A 14,872-nucleotide genomic window follows, 5' to 3' on the forward strand; every position below is an offset into this window, starting at 1 on the left:
GCATACCGTTCACACCAGGCTGACCAGGAACGCGACGAGGAACCCGCCGCCGACCGCTATGACGTCTTCGAGGATCGCGCCCGGGCGGTCCTGGCCGCCCCGCGCGTCGGCGAACCGCTGACGTGCCGCCGCGCCCGCAAGTGTGCCGAGCACCGCGCCGATCATGCCTGCGCCCAGCGCGCTGAATGTGTGGAAGTGCGAACTGCCGATTACGGCACCGGCGAACGCTCCCATGACGAGCCGGGTGACGAACTGCGGCGCGGTCTTGCGGCTCGGGGTCTTGGGCAGCTGATCGGTGACGAGTTCGATGAGCAGAAAGATCGTCAGCACCGTGACGGTGATCGGGTGCGCCATCCACTCCGACCATTTGTTGTCGACGTCGATCCACCCCAGCGCGGCGCCCCAGGCGACGATGGCCGGCGCGGTCAGCGCGCGCAGACCCGCGATCACACCGATCAGCAGGGCGAGCAGGAGCAGCAACGTCAGCGTCATGCCCGGACGCTAACACGCCCGCGAGGCCGCTTCAGGTTGATCAGAAGCGACAGAACCGGATGTCGGAGGCCAGAATCGCTTTCGCTCCGATCGCGGCGAGGCGGTCCATGATCCCGTTGACGTCGCGCCGGGGCACCAGCGCACGCACGGCGACCCACGCCGGGTCGGCGAGCGGAGCGATCGTCGGCGACTCCAGTCCAGGGGTGACCGCAGTCGCGTCGTCGAGCACGCTGCGCGGACAGTCGTAATCGAGCATCAGGTATTGCTGGCCGAACACGACGCCTTGGACGCGTGCCACCAGCTGGGCGCCGGTGGCACTGTTGGGAGCACTGTCCGGAGCGCCGTCCCGCTCGATCAACACGGCCTCCGAGTCACACAGCGAATCGCCGAACGCGACCAGGTTGTGCAGCCCGAGCGTGCGCCCGGAGCCGACCACGTCGGCGATCGCGTCGGCGACGCCGAGTTGCACGGAGATCTCGACCGCGCCGTCGAGCCGGATCACCGTCGCCTCAATGCCGTTCGCTGCCAAGTCTTTTCGGACCAGGTTCGGGAACGCGGTGGCGATGCGTTTGCCCGCGAGGTCCTGCACGCGCCACTGACGCCCGGCCGGCGCCGCGTACCGGAATGTCGACGAGCCGAAGCCGAGTGCCAGCCGTTCTCGCACGGGCGCATCTGATTCCGCGGCGAGATCGCGTCCGGTGATGCCGAAATCCAGCTGTCCGGAACCGACATAGATCGCAATGTCTTTGGGACGCAGAAAGAAGAACTCCACGTTGTTGGCCGGATCGACGACCGTCAGGTCCTTCGGGTCGGTGCGGCGCCGGTATCCCGCTTCGGAGAGGATCTCGCTGGCGGGTTCCGACAGCGTGCCCTTGTTCGGGACGGCGACGCGAAGAGCAGTCATCACAGTTTGTTGTACACGTCGTCGAGGGTGAGACCGCGCGAAATCATCATGACCTGGGTCCAGTACAGCAGCTGGCTGATCTCCTCGGCCAGCGCGTCGTCGCTTTCGTGCTCGGCGGCCAGCCACACTTCACCGGCTTCCTCGAGGATCTTCTTACCGAGCCCGTGTACGCCACCGTCCAGCGCGGCGACGGTGCCGCTGCCGGCGGGACGAGTGCGGGCGCGCTCGCTGAGCTCCGCGAACAGGGCGTCGAAGGTCTTCACGGCACGCGATTGTGTCACGTTCGGACTCGCCGGGTCACGCGGGTTTGTCGATGCCGGCCATGTGCAGAGCCGCTCGGTGGCTGAACAACAGCGACGCACCGATCGGGTTGCCGCCGCCGGGATAGGTCTCGCCGGAGACGGCGGCCATCGTGTTGCCCGCGGCGTACAGACCGGGGATGGGCCGGTCCGAGGCGTCGAGGACACGGCCGTCGACGTCGGTCCGCAATCCGCCTTTGGTGCCCAGGTCCGAGACTCCGAATGCCGCGGCGCGGTAGGGCGGCACCTCGATCGGCACCAGCGGCGACGCCCCTCCGGTGAACGCCCGGTCGAACGATTCGCGGCCCCGGCCGAAGTCTTCGTCGGCGTCGCGCATGGCGAGTTCGTTGAACCGTCGCACGGTCTCCTCGAGATGGTCGGCGGGGACGCCGATCTCGTCGGCGAGTGCCGCCAGCGTGTCGGCCTGCACCCAGAGCCCTCGCGACCGGTAGTCCTCGGTCGGCGAGAACGACACGTTGGTGGCCATCACCGGTGGCTGCTCGCCGGTGCGGCTGTCGTAGACCATCCAGTACGACGACCCCACGGCGCCGTCGCGCATCGCCTGCAGGATCGCGCGGCCGAGACGGTCGTAGGGCGCCGACTCGTTGACGAAGCGGCGACCGGACCGGTCGACGAAAATTCCGCCGGTGAAGCACAGCGCGAATGCCGCCCGACCGTCTGGGTGGATCAGGCCCGGCGCCCACCAAGCCTGGTCCATCAGGTCGACGCTGGCGCCCGCCGCGATCGCCGCGCGATGCGCCAGCCCGGAGTTGGCGGGCGCGCCCATCGTGTCGCGGGCGCTGCCTGGCACACCGTATTCGGCGCGCATGCCGGCGTTCTGCTCGAATCCACCGGTGGCCAGCAGAACGCCCCGCCGCGCCAGGATCGTGCGCCGCCGGCCTTCGTGCTCGACGACGGCGCCGACGACGCGGCCGCCGTCGACGATCAGCTCCACCAGGCTGGTGGACAGATGGGCCGTCACGGCGGAGTTGTCCGACATGGCCCAGAGGAACCGTCCGACCAGTGCCCGCCCACCGGTCAGCAGGTCAGGTTGCGGTGCGCCGAGCCGCTCGTGGTCCAGCGGTCCGCGGACCAGCCCGGTGAATCGGCCGAGCCGATCGTCGGGTACCGCCTTCGAGACGATGTGGCGCATGCCGTCGTTGCGCGCTCCGGGAAGCGAACTGTAGTAGTCGGGCCAAGGGAGGATCTTGAACGCGAAATGCTCGTCGCGTTCGAGGTATTCGATCAGGTCGGCGCCGCCGCGGACATAGGTTTCCTGCAGCGCCGCGGGAGTACGGTCGCCGACGACCTCGCGGTAGTAGCGCAGCGCGGCGTCGATGGTGTCGTCGCATCCGGCGCGCACGAGCACCGGGTTGCACGGATACCACATCCCCCCGCCCCCGGAGTAGGCGAAGGTGCCGCCGAACTTATCGGTGGCCTCCACGATCGCCACCGAAAGCCCTTCGCGGGCAGCGGTATACGCTCCCGCAAGAGCTCCTGCGGAGCCGGCGACGAGGACGTCGACGGTCTCGTCGGCGGCGTTCAGACGATCTCCCCCGAGCGCGCGGCCTCGGCGCCCATGTCCTCGAGGTGTTTGCCTTTGGTCTCGGCGACGAACCGCCACACGAACAGGAACGACAACACCGCGCAGATGGCGTAGAACCCGTAGGCGATGCCCAGCGAGAAGTCACCCAGCGCGGGGAACGACGCGGTGATCGCGCAGTTGGCCAGCCACTGCGCGGCCGCCGCCAGGCCGAGCGCGGCGCCGCGGATGCGGTTGGGGAACATCTCGCCGAGCAGCACCCACACCACCGGTCCCCACGACATGCCGAACGACACCACGAACAGGTTCGCGGCCACCAGCGCGATGGGCCCCGCCGCGCCGGTGAGATGTGGCTGGCCGTCGACCACCGGCGCGGTGCCGAAGACGATTGCCATCGTGCCCAGCGTGACCGCCATGCCCGTCGACCCGATCAGCAGCAGCGGCTTTCGGCCGATCCTGTCGATCAGAGCGATCGCGATGAGCGTGGTGACGATGTTGGTCACGGAGGTGATCACGGTGATGAGGAACGCCTGGCTCTCCCCGAAACCGACTGCCTCCCAGAGCACGTTGGAGTAGTAGAAGATCACGTTGATGCCGACGAACTGCTGGAACATCGACAGCAGCACGCCGACCCAGACGATGCCGTACAGACCGCCGCTCGGCTTGCGCAGATCGCGCCATGACGGCGGCTTCTCGGACTTGAGCGATTCCTTGATGCGGGTGATCGTCAACTCGAGGTTCTTCTCCCCCAGCAGCCTGCTGAGCACCCGACGTGCCTCCGGAATCCGGTACGTGGCAACGAGATAACGGGGAGACTCCGGGATGGTGTACGCCAGCGCGCCGTAGACGACCGCGGGCACCGCCATCACGAGGAACATCCAGCGCCAGGCCTGCATGCCCAGCCACAGCTGCTCGCGCGATCCGCCCGCCAGATGGGCGAGCAGCGCGTCGATCGCCAACGCCACGAAAATGCCCGAGACGATGGCGAGCTGTTGCAATGAGCCCAGCCTGCCCCGGATCCGGGGTGGCGACGTCTCCGCGATGTAGGCCGGCGCGATCACCGATGCGACGCCGACGCCGATGCCGCCGACGACACGGAACAACCCGAACATCCAGATGTTGACCGCCAGGCCGGTGCCGAATGCGCTGATGAGGAAAAGCAGCGCGGCGATCTTCATCACCGACAGCCGGCCGATCTTGTCGGCCAGCCGGCCCGCGACGACCGCGCCGAGCGCCGCGCCGATCAGCGCCGAAGCGACAGCGATTCCGGTCACGGTCTTGCTGATCTCGAAGTGGTCCTCCACCGCTGAGACCGCGCCGTTGATCACCGCGCTGTCGTAGCCGAAAAGCAGGCCGCCGAGAGCTGCCACAGCCGCGATCCGGACGACACGACCGCTGTGTTCGGATTCTTCGTATTCCAAACCTGACGAGGGATCACCGATGGGTCCGTGAGCCATGCGACACCCTTCCGCAGCATTGCGCGATGGAGGTCACATTCAATCACAGACGCGCTGTCAGGCGGTGCGTTCTTCCCGGCGTGCGGTCAGTTCGCGGTGAACGCTGCGCAGCTCGTCGATACCGAGGCCGGCCAGCGAGGAAACGTGATGACGACGCGGGCCGCCCGGTACCGCTACGTCGTTGGGCACCACCAGCACCGGGCATCCGGCGCTCTCGGCGGCCGCCGCGCCGGTCACCGAATCCTCGATCGCCAGGCACGCGTTCGGCCGCACCTTCAGCAACGCCGCCGCACGCTCGTAGACGTCGGGTGCCGGTTTCCCGTGCGGCACTTCGTCACCGCAGACCGTCACCGAAAAATACCGGCGCCCAATGCTGTTGAGCGCCCGATCGGTCAGCGCACGCTGGGTGTTCGTCACCAACGCGATCGGAGTCCCTTCGGCCACAAGGACTTCCAACAACTCCCGGGCGCCGTCGCACCACGGCAGGCCGCCGTCGAACAGCTCGGCGGTGTAGTCGTGCAGCCAGCGATTGGACTCCGCCATCGCTGCTGGATCGGGGTCGAGACCCAGGTCGGCATACACCGTCGCCATCGTGTTCTCCGCCGAACTGCCGATCAGCGACGCGCGGACCTGCGGCGTCAGGACACCGCCGAGTTCGGTGTAGAGCGCCGCCAACGAGATGTCCCAGAGCTTTTCGGAATCGACGAGGGTGCCGTCCATGTCGAAGAGGACGGCGCACAGCACCTCCCCCATTCAGTCCTCCGGGTTGTAACTGAGGTTTGAGGACAGCCAACGCTCGGCTTCCTTCAGGGTCCAGCCCTTGCGTTTCGCGTAGTCGGCCACTTGATCCTGGGCCACTCGGCCGACCACGAAGTACTGCGACTGCGGGTGCGAGAAGTACCAGCCGCTGACGGCGGCGCCGGGCCACATCGCCATCGACTCGGTCAGCTCGATACCGGTGCGCTCTTGAACGTCCATCAACTCCCAGAGCGTCGCCTTCTCGGTGTGTTCCGGGCAGGCCGGGTAGCCGGGTGCCGGGCGGATGCCGACGTACTTCTCGGCGATGAGCGCCTCGTTGTCCAACTGCTCTTCGGGCTGGTATCCCCAGAACTCCGTGCGGACCCGTTGGTGCAGCCGTTCGGCGAATGCCTCTGCCAGCCGGTCGGCGAGCGACTCGAGCAGGATCGCGCTGTAGTCGTCGAGGGCCGCCTTGAACTCCATGATCTTGTCCTGGCCGCCGAGTCCCGCGGTGACGGCGAAGGCACCGACGTAGTCCGCCAGACCCGTTTCTCTGGGGGCGATGAAGTCGCCCAGCGACCGGTTCGGGATGCCCTCGCGGTGCTCACCTTGCTGCCGCAGGTTGTGCAGCGTGGTCAGCACCTGCGTGCGGGTCTCGTCGGTGTAGACCTCGATGTCGTCACCGACGGCGTTGGCCGGAAAGAACCCGATCACCCCGTTGGCGGTCAGCCACTTCTCCTTGATCAGGGTGTCGAGCATCTCCTGGGCGTCGTCGTACAGCTTGCGTGCGGTCTCGCCCGTGGCGGGGTTGTTGAGGATGTCGGGGAAGCGGCCCTTCATCTCCCAGGCATTGAAGAACGGCTGCCAGTCGATGAATTCGCGCAACTCGGCCAGGTCGTAGTTCTCGAACTCTCGCACGCCGAGACCCTGTGCGGGAATGGGCGGCGTGTAGCCGTCCCACCCGATCGGCGTACGGTTCGCACGGGCCTTTTCCAGGGTCAGCATCGGCCGCTCGTTCTTCTGGGCGTGCCGTTCCCGAAGGGCCGCGTAGTCCTTCTCGGTCGCCTCCAGCAGCGCCGGCCGCTGCTTGTCGTCGAGCAGAGCGGCGGCGACCGGCACCGAGCGCGACGCGTCCTTGACCCAGACCACCGGACCGCTGCGACGCGGCGATATCTTCACCGCCGTGTGGGCGCGCGACGTGGTGGCGCCACCGATCAGCAGCGGGATCTCCAGCCCTTCCCGCTCCATTTCCACGGCGAAGTTGGACATCTCGTCCAGCGACGGGGTGATCAGCCCCGACAGGCCGATGATGTCGGCGTTGTGTTCCTTGGCCGCGTCCAGGATCTTCTGGGCAGGCACCATCACGCCGAGGTCGATCACCTCGAAGTTGTTGCACTGCAGGACAACTCCGACGATGTTCTTGCCGATGTCGTGGACGTCGCCCTTGACCGTCGCCATCACGATCGTGCCGTTGGTGTCCTTGGAGTCGCCGGGCTGCTTCTCGGCCTCGATGTATGGCAGCAGGTAGGCCACGGCCTTCTTCATCACGCGGGCCGACTTCACCACCTGGGGCAGGAACATCTTGCCCGAGCCGAAGAGGTCCCCGACGACGTTCATCCCGTCCATCAACGGACCCTCGATCACCTCGATCGGGCGGCCGCCCGCAGCGGCGATCTCGGCCCGCAACTCCTCGGTGTCCTCCTCGACATGGGCGTCGATGCCCTTGACCAGGGCGTGGGTGATCCGCTCCCGGACCGACAGCGAGCGCCACTCGGCAGCCTGCGGGTCCTCGCCCTTGTCCGACTTGTTGAAGCGCTCGGCGATCTCCAGCAGCCGCTCGGCCGCATCCTCGCGGCGGTTCAGCACGACGTCCTCGATGCGGTCCCGCAGTTCGGGGTCGATCGAGTCGTAGGGCACCAGGGCACCGGCGTTGACGATGCCCATGTCGAGGCCGGCTTTGATGGCGTGGAACAAGAACACCGCGTGGATCGCCTCGCGGACCGGGTTGTTGCCGCGGAACGAGAACGACACGTTCGAGATACCGCCGGACAGGTGCACGCCCGGAAGGTTCTCCTTGATCCAGGCGCAGGCCTCGATGAAGTCGATCCCGTACGTCGCGTGCTCCTCGATGCCGGTCGCCAGCGCGAAGCAGTTCGGGTCGAAGATGATGTCCTCGGGCGGGAAGCCGACCTTCTCGGTCAGGATCCGGTAGGCGCGCCCGCAGATCTCTTTGCGGCGCTCCAGGTTGTCTGCCTGACCCTGCTCGTCGAACGCCATCACGACGACGGCGGCGCCGTACTTACGGCACAACTGGGCCTCGCGGATGAACTTCTCCTCGCCCTCCTTCATGGAGATCGAGTTGACGATCGGCTTGCCCTGCACGTTCTTCAGGCCCGCCTCGATGACCTCCCACTTGGAGGAGTCGATCATCACCGGGACGCGGCTGATATCCGGCTCTGCGGCGATCAACTTGGTGAAGCGGTCCATCGCGGCGACGCCGTCGATCATGCCCTCGTCCATGTTGATGTCGATGACCTGCGCACCGACCTCGACCTGCTGCAGGGCCACCGACAGCGCGGTGTCGTAGTCCTCGGCCTTGATCAGGTTGCGGAACCGGGCCGAACCGGTGATGTTGGTGCGCTCACCGATGTTCACGAACAGCGAGTTGTCATCGATGTTGAGCGGCTCCAGACCCGCCAGCCGAGTGGCCACCGGGATCTCGGGCACCTGACGCGGCGGCTTGCCCTCGACGGCCTTGGCGATCTCGGCGATGTGCGCCGGCGTCGTTCCGCAGCACCCGCCGACGAGGTTGACGAAACCCGCCTCGGCGAAGTCGGCGACGTAGCCGGCCTGACGCTCGGGGGTCTCGTCGTACTCGGCGAACGCGTTGGGCAGACCGGCATTCGGATAACAGGACACGAAGGTGTCGGCGATCCGCGACATCTCGGCGATGTAGGGCCGCATCTCCGGTGCGCCCAGCGCACAGTTGAGGCCGACCGCGAGCGGCTTGGCGTGCCTGATCGAGTTCCAGAACGCTTCGGTGACCTGACCGGACAGCGTCCGCCCCGAAGCATCGGTGATGGTGCCCGAGATGATCACCGGCCAGCGACGTCCGCGGTCCTCGAACAGCGTCTCGAGGGCGAACACGGCGGCCTTGGCGTTCAGCGTGTCGAAGATCGTCTCGACGATGAGGATGTCGGCGCCGCCGTCGACCAGGCCGTTGGCGGATTCGAGGTAGGCGGCGACCAACTGGTCGTAGGAGACGTTGCGGGCCCCCGGGTCGTTGACGTCCGGCGAGATCGACGCTGTGCGCGTCGTCGGCCCCAGCGCGCCGGCGACGTAGCGGGGCTTCTCCGGGGTGCTGACGTCGTCGCAGGCCGCCCGCGCAAGGGCGGCGCCTGCGTAGTTGAGCTCGTAGCTGAGCTCTGCCATGCCGTAGTCCGAAAGCGAGATCGCGTTCGCGTTGAACGTGTTGGTCTCGATGATGTCGGCGCCGGCCTCGAGGTACTCGCGGTGGATCGCCTCGATGATCTGGGGCTGCGTCAAGGTGAGCAGGTCGTTGTTGCCCTGAAGGTCGCTCGGCCAGTCGGAGAACCGCTCGCCGCGGTAGCCGGCCTCGTCGGGTCGGTCGCGCTGGATCGCCGTGCCCATCGCGCCGTCGATCACCATGATCCGCTCGCGCAGAGCAGCCGTCAGCTCGGCCGTGGAGTCGGGGCGGATGTTCGACTCAGAGGCGTTCACGTGCACTCCTTCCGTAGCGGAAGGCGTCCTTGACTCTGCCGAGCGTGGCGGATACCGCAGGGACTGACCCCCCGAGTAGCCGTTGCAACGCCTCTCGACCTCAGAAAGTCTACGTCGTCACCCGATCGAAGTCTGAGACGCCGACCCGTCGCCGCGATCGACCTCGACCTTGTCGGCAGTGTCGTGCACACATGGGTCAAGCAGAGTGCAGCAGAACACGTTCCGTTGCGATCACATGGAGCTGCGTCTCGTCGAGGATCTCGAGCACATCAGCCACGAATACAGGGTAGTCGCCGGATCAAATCACCCCGTGTGGCGATGGCGCTCCTACCCACCGCGTAGGGCTTACGCTGGCGTTGTGACCTTGTCGGATGCGAGCGGGTTCAAACCGCCCGACCTGCCCGAACTCAACGACACCATCGTCGTGGCAGCTTTCGAGGGCTGGAACGACGCCGGTGACGCCGCCAGCGACGCGCTGGAGCACCTGGACGCCATCTGGGAGGGCGAGACCATCGTCGAGATCGACGACGAGGCGTACTACGACTATCAGGTGAATCGGCCCGTGATCCGGCAGGTCGACGGGGTGACGCGGGAGCTGGTTTGGCCGTCGATGCGGATTTCGCACTGTCGGCCGCCCGGGTCGGACCGCGACATCGTGCTGATGCACGGCGTCGAGCCGAACATGCGCTGGCGCACCTTCTGCTCGGAGTTGCTGGCGATCGCCGACAAGCTCAACGTGCAGACCGTCGTCATCCTCGGCGCCCTGCTGGCCGACACGCCGCACACGCGTCCGGTACCGGTGTCCGGGGCGGCCTACTCGCCGGACTCGGCGAGGGTGTTCGGGCTGGAAGAGACTCGATACGAAGGCCCGACGGGAATCGCCGGCGTGTTCCAGGATGCCTGCGTGCAGGCGGGAATTCCGGCGGTGACCTTCTGGGCTGCGGTTCCGCATTACGTCTCGCAGCCGCCGAACCCGAAGGCGACGGTCGCGCTGCTGCGCCGCGTCGAGGACGTGCTGGACATCGAGGTGCCGCTTGCCGACCTGCCGACCGCAGCCGAGGAGTGGGAGCAGGCGGTCTCGGAGATGACGGCCGAGGACGACGAGATCGCCGAGTACGTCCATTCGCTGGAGGAACGCGGCGATGCGGAGGTCGACATGACCGAGGCGCTCGGCAAGATCGACGGGGACGCGCTGGCCGCCGAGTTCGAGCGCTACCTGCGCCGTCGGGGTCCGGGCTTCCGCGGCTGACTCAGCGCTTTTCCAGTGCTTCGGTACGCGCGCTGAGCGACCGGCCGAGTGCGGCGACCTCCGCATCCATCCTCGGCAGCAGTTCGGGTACCGCCTTGAGCGTCGTGCGCTCCCCCACCCGCGAATTCAGCAGCGGCTTGAGGAGGCGCAGCAGGCCGACAAAGCGCGGACAGTTGATCCGTCGCCTGCGGTCCTCGATCCCCTTGACGAACAGTTCGCCGCACTTCTGCACCGAGGTGGTCTTGCCGAGCGGGCCCGGCAGCGACTCGAGCATCTCGCGGGCGCTCGACAGGTCCGACTTGCTCTCCTGCACCAGCGGGGTGTCGATCCACAACATGTGCGCCGACCCGACGTCCACGCCGCGATGAGCGACCTCCAGCCGCAGGGCGCTGGCGAAATGCTCGACAGCCGCCTTGGAAGCGTCGTACGGCGCCATGCCGGCAGAGGCCGCGTAGGCCGCCGCCGACGACACGATCAGCACGTATCCGCGCCGCTCGATCACCGACGGCAACGCGGCCCGCACTGTGTGGAACACGCCGACGACGTTGACGTCGATGAGCGTCTGGAACGCCTGCGGGTCGACCCCCAGCACCGAACCGTACGTCGCGATTCCCGCGTTGGCCATCACGATGTCGATGCCGCCGAAGCGCTCGACGCCTTTGGCGACGGCTGACTCCATCGCGGCCAGGTCGCGCACGTCGGCGACGACTGTCACCACACTTTCGCTACCGAGCCGGGCGGCGACCTGCGCGAGCCGATCCCCGTCGACGTCGGTCAGCACCAGCTTGGCGCCCTTGTCATGCAGGCGGCGCGCCACTTCTTCGCCGATGCCGTTGGCACCACCGGTGATCAGCGCGACTTTACCCTTCACAGAACCCATGGCGGTCAAAGTACCCCGGCCCGGGCGGTGACGGGTGAGGTCTTGGCAGCTCTACAGTCGGATGCCCAGCAATGCGTCGACGGCGGCCGCCACCACCCGGCCCGCCTCGGCGTCGTGGCCGCCGTAGCTCAACGCGTCGGTGGTCCAACCATCTAGTGCGGCAAGAGCTTTGGGTGTATCGAGATCGTCGGCCAGATAACGGCGCACCCGCCCGACCACATCGGTCGCGTCGGGTGCGGCAGCCAGCTTGACCGCGGCGCGCCAGCGGTCCAGCCGCTCGACGGCCTGCGCGAGAACCGCGTCGCTCCAGTACCTGTCGGAGCGGTAGTGCCCAGCGAACAGCCCGAGTCGGATCGCGGAAGGATCGACGCCGTCGGCGCGCAGCCGGGACACCAGCACCAGGTTGCCCCGGCTCTTGCTCATCTTGTGGCCGTCCCAGCCGATCATTCCCGCGTGCACGTAGTGCCGCGCGAATCTCCGCTCCCCAGTTACGCATTCGGCGTGCGCAGCCGAGAACTCGTGGTGCGGGAAGATGAGGTCGCTGCCGCCGCCCTGGATGTCGAGGTCGGTGCCGATGCGGCTCAGCGCGATCGCGGCGCATTCGACGTGCCACCCTGGGCGGCCGGGCCCGAACGGCGACGGCCAACTCGGTTCCCCCGGCCGTTGCGCCCGCCACAGCAACGCATCGAGTTCGTCACCCTTGCCGGGGCGATCCGGGTCACCGCCGCGCTCGGCGAACAACCGCCGCATGGTGTCCCGGTCGTAGCCGGACTCGTATCCGAAGTGCGCCGTGGCGTCGGCGCGGAAGTAGACGTCGGGATGGTCGGCATCCTCGACCACGTACGCCGCGCCCGACGCCAGCAGCTTCTCCACGACCTCGATGACCTCGGCGATCGCGTCGGTGGCCGCGACGTAGTCGTGCGGCGGCAGCACCCGCAGCGCCGTCATGTCCTCGCGGAACAGGTCGGTCTCCCGGTCGGCGAGCTCGCGCCAGTCGACACCGTCGCGCTGCGCGCGCTCGAACAGCGGGTCGTCGACGTCGGTGATGTTCTGCACGTAATGCACGCGGTGTCCGGCGTCCAGCCAGATGCGGTGCACGAGGTCGAACGCGAGGTAGGTGGCCGCGTGACCCAGATGCGTCGCGTCGTACGGGGTGATGCCGCAGACGTACATCGTGGCCGTCTCGCCCGCGCCGACCGGACGCACCTGCCGGTCGGCACTGTCGTAGAGCCGCAGCTGCGGACCGCGGCCCGGCAGCGCCGGAACGTCAGGTGCCGGCCACGAGTTCATAGCCTCGACTTTATGCATCGACGTCATCGACGACGCGAGCGCCTGATTCATTCCCGGGCCCGGTATGCCGACAGGATCTCGTCGAGCAGTGGTTCGCTCAGTTCCGGCCGACACATGAGCAGGTCGGGCAGATAGGGATCGCGCCGGTTGTAGATCAGTTCGGAGCCGTCCAGCCGGGACGCGTGCAGCCCCGCCGCCTGCACCACGCCGGCCGGGGCCGCCGAATCCCACTCCCATTGCCCGCCGGCATGCAGGTATGCGTCGACGTCGCCGCGCACCACCGCCATCGCCTTGGCACCTGCTGACCCGATCCGCACGAGCTGGATGTCCATCCGCTCACGCAGCCACCACAGCACCGGCGGCGGCCGGTTGGCGCTGGCGGTGATCAGGATCGGGCCGTCGGCGCGCGGCGGTGGCGGCGTCACGGTGTCGGATCGGTAGACCTCGTTGCGCGCAGGGAGCGCGACCGCCGCGTCGGTGATGCGGCCGTTGGGGCTGCCGTCGCGCTGCCATAGCGCGATGTGCACCGCCCAGTCGGTGCGGCCCGGCAGGGAGAACTCCCACGTCCCGTCGACGGGGTCGACGATCCACACCCGGTCGGCGTGCACCCGCGACACGTCGTCGACAGCTTCCTCGGAGAGCACCGCATCGTCGGGCCGATGCTCGCGAAGGCGCTGCAGGATCAGCTTGTTCGCGAGCCTGTCGCCTGCGTCGCCGAGATCGTACGGGTCGTAGTAACCGAACTCGTCGCGGACCTTCACCAGCATCTCGCCCGCCTCGGCGGCCACCTCGGCGGCGAGCGCCGCATCCGTGTATGTCATCGATCAGAACGCCGGCCACGGGATCGGACGGTGCCGGTCGGGCGTCGGCATCACCGGATCATCAAGCAGGGCAACAGTTCTCGCGATCAATGCGGAAACTTCACGTTCGGTGATGTGCACGCACAGCCGGTCGGCCAACCCGTTGCGCAGCTGGTCGCGCAGGGCGGCCACCGACTCGAGCGTCTGGTCGTCGACGGGTTTGCCCGCCCAACCCCACAGCACGGTGCGCAACTTGTCGTCGGTGTGCAGCGTCACGCCGTGATCCACGCCGTACACCCGCCCGTCCACCCCGGACAGGATGTGGCCACCCTTGCGGTCGGCGTTGTTGACCAGCACGTCGAACACCGCCATCCGGCGTAGCCGGTCGTCGTCGGCGTGCACCAGGATGACTTCGCCGCCCGCATAGTCATAGGCCTGCAAGATCGGCAGGAAACCGGGCGGGATCCGGCCCGCCGGAAGCAGATCGACCAGATCGGGTCCCGAAGGCTGAACGTCGTCCACCTCATCGCCGGGCTGGTCCACCCACAACTGCACCATGCCCTCACCCGCGGGGCCGTTACGAATGATGGTGTGCGGCACGATGTTCCAGCCCAGCGCCGCCGAAACGAGGAATGCGCCGCACTCCCTGCCCGCCAGTGTGCCGTCCGGGAAGTCCCACAGCGGCGCCTCGCCCGCGATCGGCTTGTAGACGCAATGCACTTGCTGCTCACCGAGATTCGCCTCGCACAGGAAGGTGGCGTTGCTCGCCGAGCGGATCCGCCCGATGACGGTCAGTTCGCCGCGCTGCAGCACATCGACGGCGTCAGACCCGCCGTCAGAGGTCGACGTCATCGTCGGACTCGCCGAAGGCGCCGCGCCGGTAGCCGTTGGTGCGCACGCAGATATGGCCCTCTGGGTCCAGCGGCTCGTCGCACAACGGGCAGGGCGGCCGGCCTGCCGAGATGACGCGGTTTGAGCGCGTGGCGAACTCGCGGGCGGATTCGGGGCTGAGGAAGACGCGCACCGCGTCGGGTCCCTCCTCCGCGTCGTCGAGTACCACCGATGCGTCGAATTCGGTCTCGGACACCGCGAGCAGCTCGACGACGACGGTCTGCGCCTCCGAGTCCCAGCCGAGTCCCATCGTGCCCACCCGGAACTCCGCGTCCACCGGGGTGATCAGCGGGCTGAGGTCCTCGATTTCGCCGGTCTCGGGCGGGATCGGGGTGCCGAATCGCCGGTTGATCTCGAGCAGCAGCGCAGCGATCCGCTCGGCGAGCACCGCAACCTGCTGCTTCTCCAGCACCACCGACACCACGCGCTTATCGTGGACGGCCTGCAGATAGAACGTGCGGTTGCCGGGCTGGCCGACGGTCCCGGCCACGAAGCGGTCGGGTGTGCGGAAGACGTGAATTGCGCGGGCCATGGCAATTCCCAAAATACCGCTTGCGACTGTTGAGCCGTAATCGCGACTAGTCCCGA

General features: G+C 67.6%; 13 protein-coding genes. 1 reads left to right on the plus strand and 12 read right to left on the minus strand.

Translation table 11 applies throughout. The features are described from left to right. Positions 1-9: 9 nt before the first annotated feature. Genes A5663_RS08140 through metH form a run of 7 tightly spaced genes read right to left on the minus strand, consistent with a single transcriptional unit; the run spans position 10 to position 9,180 of the window. On the minus strand, positions 10-492 hold the full coding sequence (locus A5663_RS08140) for a DUF4126 family protein (RefSeq protein ID WP_068146504.1): 483 nt from the start codon (positions 490-492) through the stop codon (positions 10-12). 40 nt (positions 493-532) lie between these two features. After that, positions 533-1,396, minus strand: coding sequence for an ATP phosphoribosyltransferase (hisG, locus tag A5663_RS08145; protein WP_068146507.1), 864 nt, complete (start codon positions 1,394-1,396; stop codon positions 533-535). Next, positions 1,396-1,677 carry a phosphoribosyl-ATP diphosphatase gene (locus A5663_RS08150; protein ID WP_068146510.1) on the minus strand — a complete coding sequence of 94 codons (282 nt, stop codon included), beginning with the start codon at positions 1,675-1,677 and terminating at the stop codon, positions 1,396-1,398. Before A5663_RS08150 ends, hisG begins: the two co-directional genes overlap by 1 nt. A gap of 16 nt (positions 1,678-1,693) precedes the next feature. Further along, the gene (locus A5663_RS08155) at positions 1,694-3,241 is read right to left on the minus strand and encodes an FAD-binding protein (protein ID WP_068146548.1); all 1,548 of its coding nucleotides are present in this window, start codon (positions 3,239-3,241) and stop codon (positions 1,694-1,696) included. Further along, a complete protein-coding gene (locus A5663_RS08160; RefSeq protein WP_068146512.1) occupies positions 3,238-4,695 on the minus strand; it encodes a sugar porter family MFS transporter in 1,458 nt (485 codons plus the stop codon). Before A5663_RS08160 ends, A5663_RS08155 begins: the two co-directional genes overlap by 4 nt. Before the next feature lie 57 nt (positions 4,696-4,752). Continuing rightward, positions 4,753-5,436 carry an HAD family phosphatase gene (locus A5663_RS08165; protein WP_068146550.1) on the minus strand — a complete coding sequence of 228 codons (684 nt, stop codon included), beginning with the start codon at positions 5,434-5,436 and terminating at the stop codon, positions 4,753-4,755. A 12-nt stretch (positions 5,437-5,448) separates the two neighbouring features. Further along, positions 5,449-9,180 carry a methionine synthase gene (gene metH / locus A5663_RS08170; RefSeq protein WP_068146515.1) on the minus strand — a complete coding sequence of 1,244 codons (3,732 nt, stop codon included), beginning with the start codon at positions 9,178-9,180 and terminating at the stop codon, positions 5,449-5,451. 352 nt (positions 9,181-9,532) lie between these two features. Here metH and A5663_RS08175 point away from each other — a divergent pair, with 352 nt between their 5' ends. Then, positions 9,533-10,423 (plus strand): PAC2 family protein, encoded by an 891-nt coding sequence (locus A5663_RS08175; RefSeq protein ID WP_068146518.1) that lies wholly within the window; start codon positions 9,533-9,535, stop codon positions 10,421-10,423. Between the two features lies 1 nt (position 10,424). On the opposite strand, the gene A5663_RS08180 is transcribed toward A5663_RS08175, so the two are convergent. Genes A5663_RS08180 through A5663_RS08200 form a run of 5 tightly spaced genes read right to left on the minus strand, consistent with a single transcriptional unit; the run spans position 10,425 to position 14,816 of the window. After that, on the minus strand, positions 10,425-11,303 hold the full coding sequence (locus A5663_RS08180; RefSeq protein ID WP_068146521.1) for an SDR family oxidoreductase: 879 nt from the start codon (positions 11,301-11,303) through the stop codon (positions 10,425-10,427). 51 nt (positions 11,304-11,354) lie between these two features. Continuing rightward, the gene (gene mshC / locus A5663_RS08185) at positions 11,355-12,593 is read right to left on the minus strand and encodes a cysteine--1-D-myo-inosityl 2-amino-2-deoxy-alpha-D-glucopyranoside ligase (protein WP_068146553.1); all 1,239 of its coding nucleotides are present in this window, start codon (positions 12,591-12,593) and stop codon (positions 11,355-11,357) included. A 47-nt stretch (positions 12,594-12,640) separates the two neighbouring features. Beyond that, positions 12,641-13,414 (minus strand): 3'(2'),5'-bisphosphate nucleotidase CysQ, encoded by a 774-nt coding sequence (locus A5663_RS08190; protein WP_068146524.1) that lies wholly within the window; start codon positions 13,412-13,414, stop codon positions 12,641-12,643. A 3-nt stretch (positions 13,415-13,417) separates the two neighbouring features. Then, entirely contained in the window at positions 13,418-14,245 is an 828-nt protein-coding gene (locus A5663_RS08195) for an SCO1664 family protein (protein WP_068146526.1), read from the minus strand. Next, positions 14,229-14,816: a DUF3090 domain-containing protein gene (locus A5663_RS08200; RefSeq protein ID WP_068146528.1), complete on the minus strand. Its 588-nt coding sequence runs from the start codon at positions 14,814-14,816 to the stop codon at positions 14,229-14,231. Before A5663_RS08200 ends, A5663_RS08195 begins: the two co-directional genes overlap by 17 nt. Positions 14,817-14,872 lie beyond the last annotated feature (56 nt).

It is taken from the genome of Mycobacterium sp. E740, assembly GCF_001672895.1.
Classification (GTDB): domain Bacteria; phylum Actinomycetota; class Actinomycetes; order Mycobacteriales; family Mycobacteriaceae; genus Mycobacterium.

Bases quoted from the DNA above. Each gene is read 5' to 3' on its own strand.
- A5663_RS08140 (WP_068146504.1), bottom strand. From the start codon at position 492: ATGACGCTGACGTTGCTGCTCCTGCTCGCCCTGCTGATCGGTGTGATC.
- hisG (WP_068146507.1), bottom strand. From the start codon at position 1,396: ATGACTGCTCTTCGCGTCGCCGTCCCGAACAAGGGCACGCTGTCGGAA.
- A5663_RS08160 (WP_068146512.1), bottom strand. From the start codon at position 4,695: ATGGCTCACGGACCCATCGGTGATCCCTCGTCAGGTTTGGAATACGAA.
- A5663_RS08180 (WP_068146521.1), bottom strand. From the start codon at position 11,303: ATGGGTTCTGTGAAGGGTAAAGTCGCGCTGATCACCGGTGGTGCCAAC.
- mshC (WP_068146553.1), bottom strand. From the start codon at position 12,593: ATGAACTCGTGGCCGGCACCTGACGTTCCGGCGCTGCCGGGCCGCGGT.
- A5663_RS08190 (WP_068146524.1), bottom strand. From the start codon at position 13,414: ATGACATACACGGATGCGGCGCTCGCCGCCGAGGTGGCCGCCGAGGCG.
- A5663_RS08195 (WP_068146526.1), bottom strand. From the start codon at position 14,245: ATGACGTCGACCTCTGACGGCGGGTCTGACGCCGTCGATGTGCTGCAG.
- A5663_RS08200 (WP_068146528.1), bottom strand. From the start codon at position 14,816: ATGGCCCGCGCAATTCACGTCTTCCGCACACCCGACCGCTTCGTGGCC.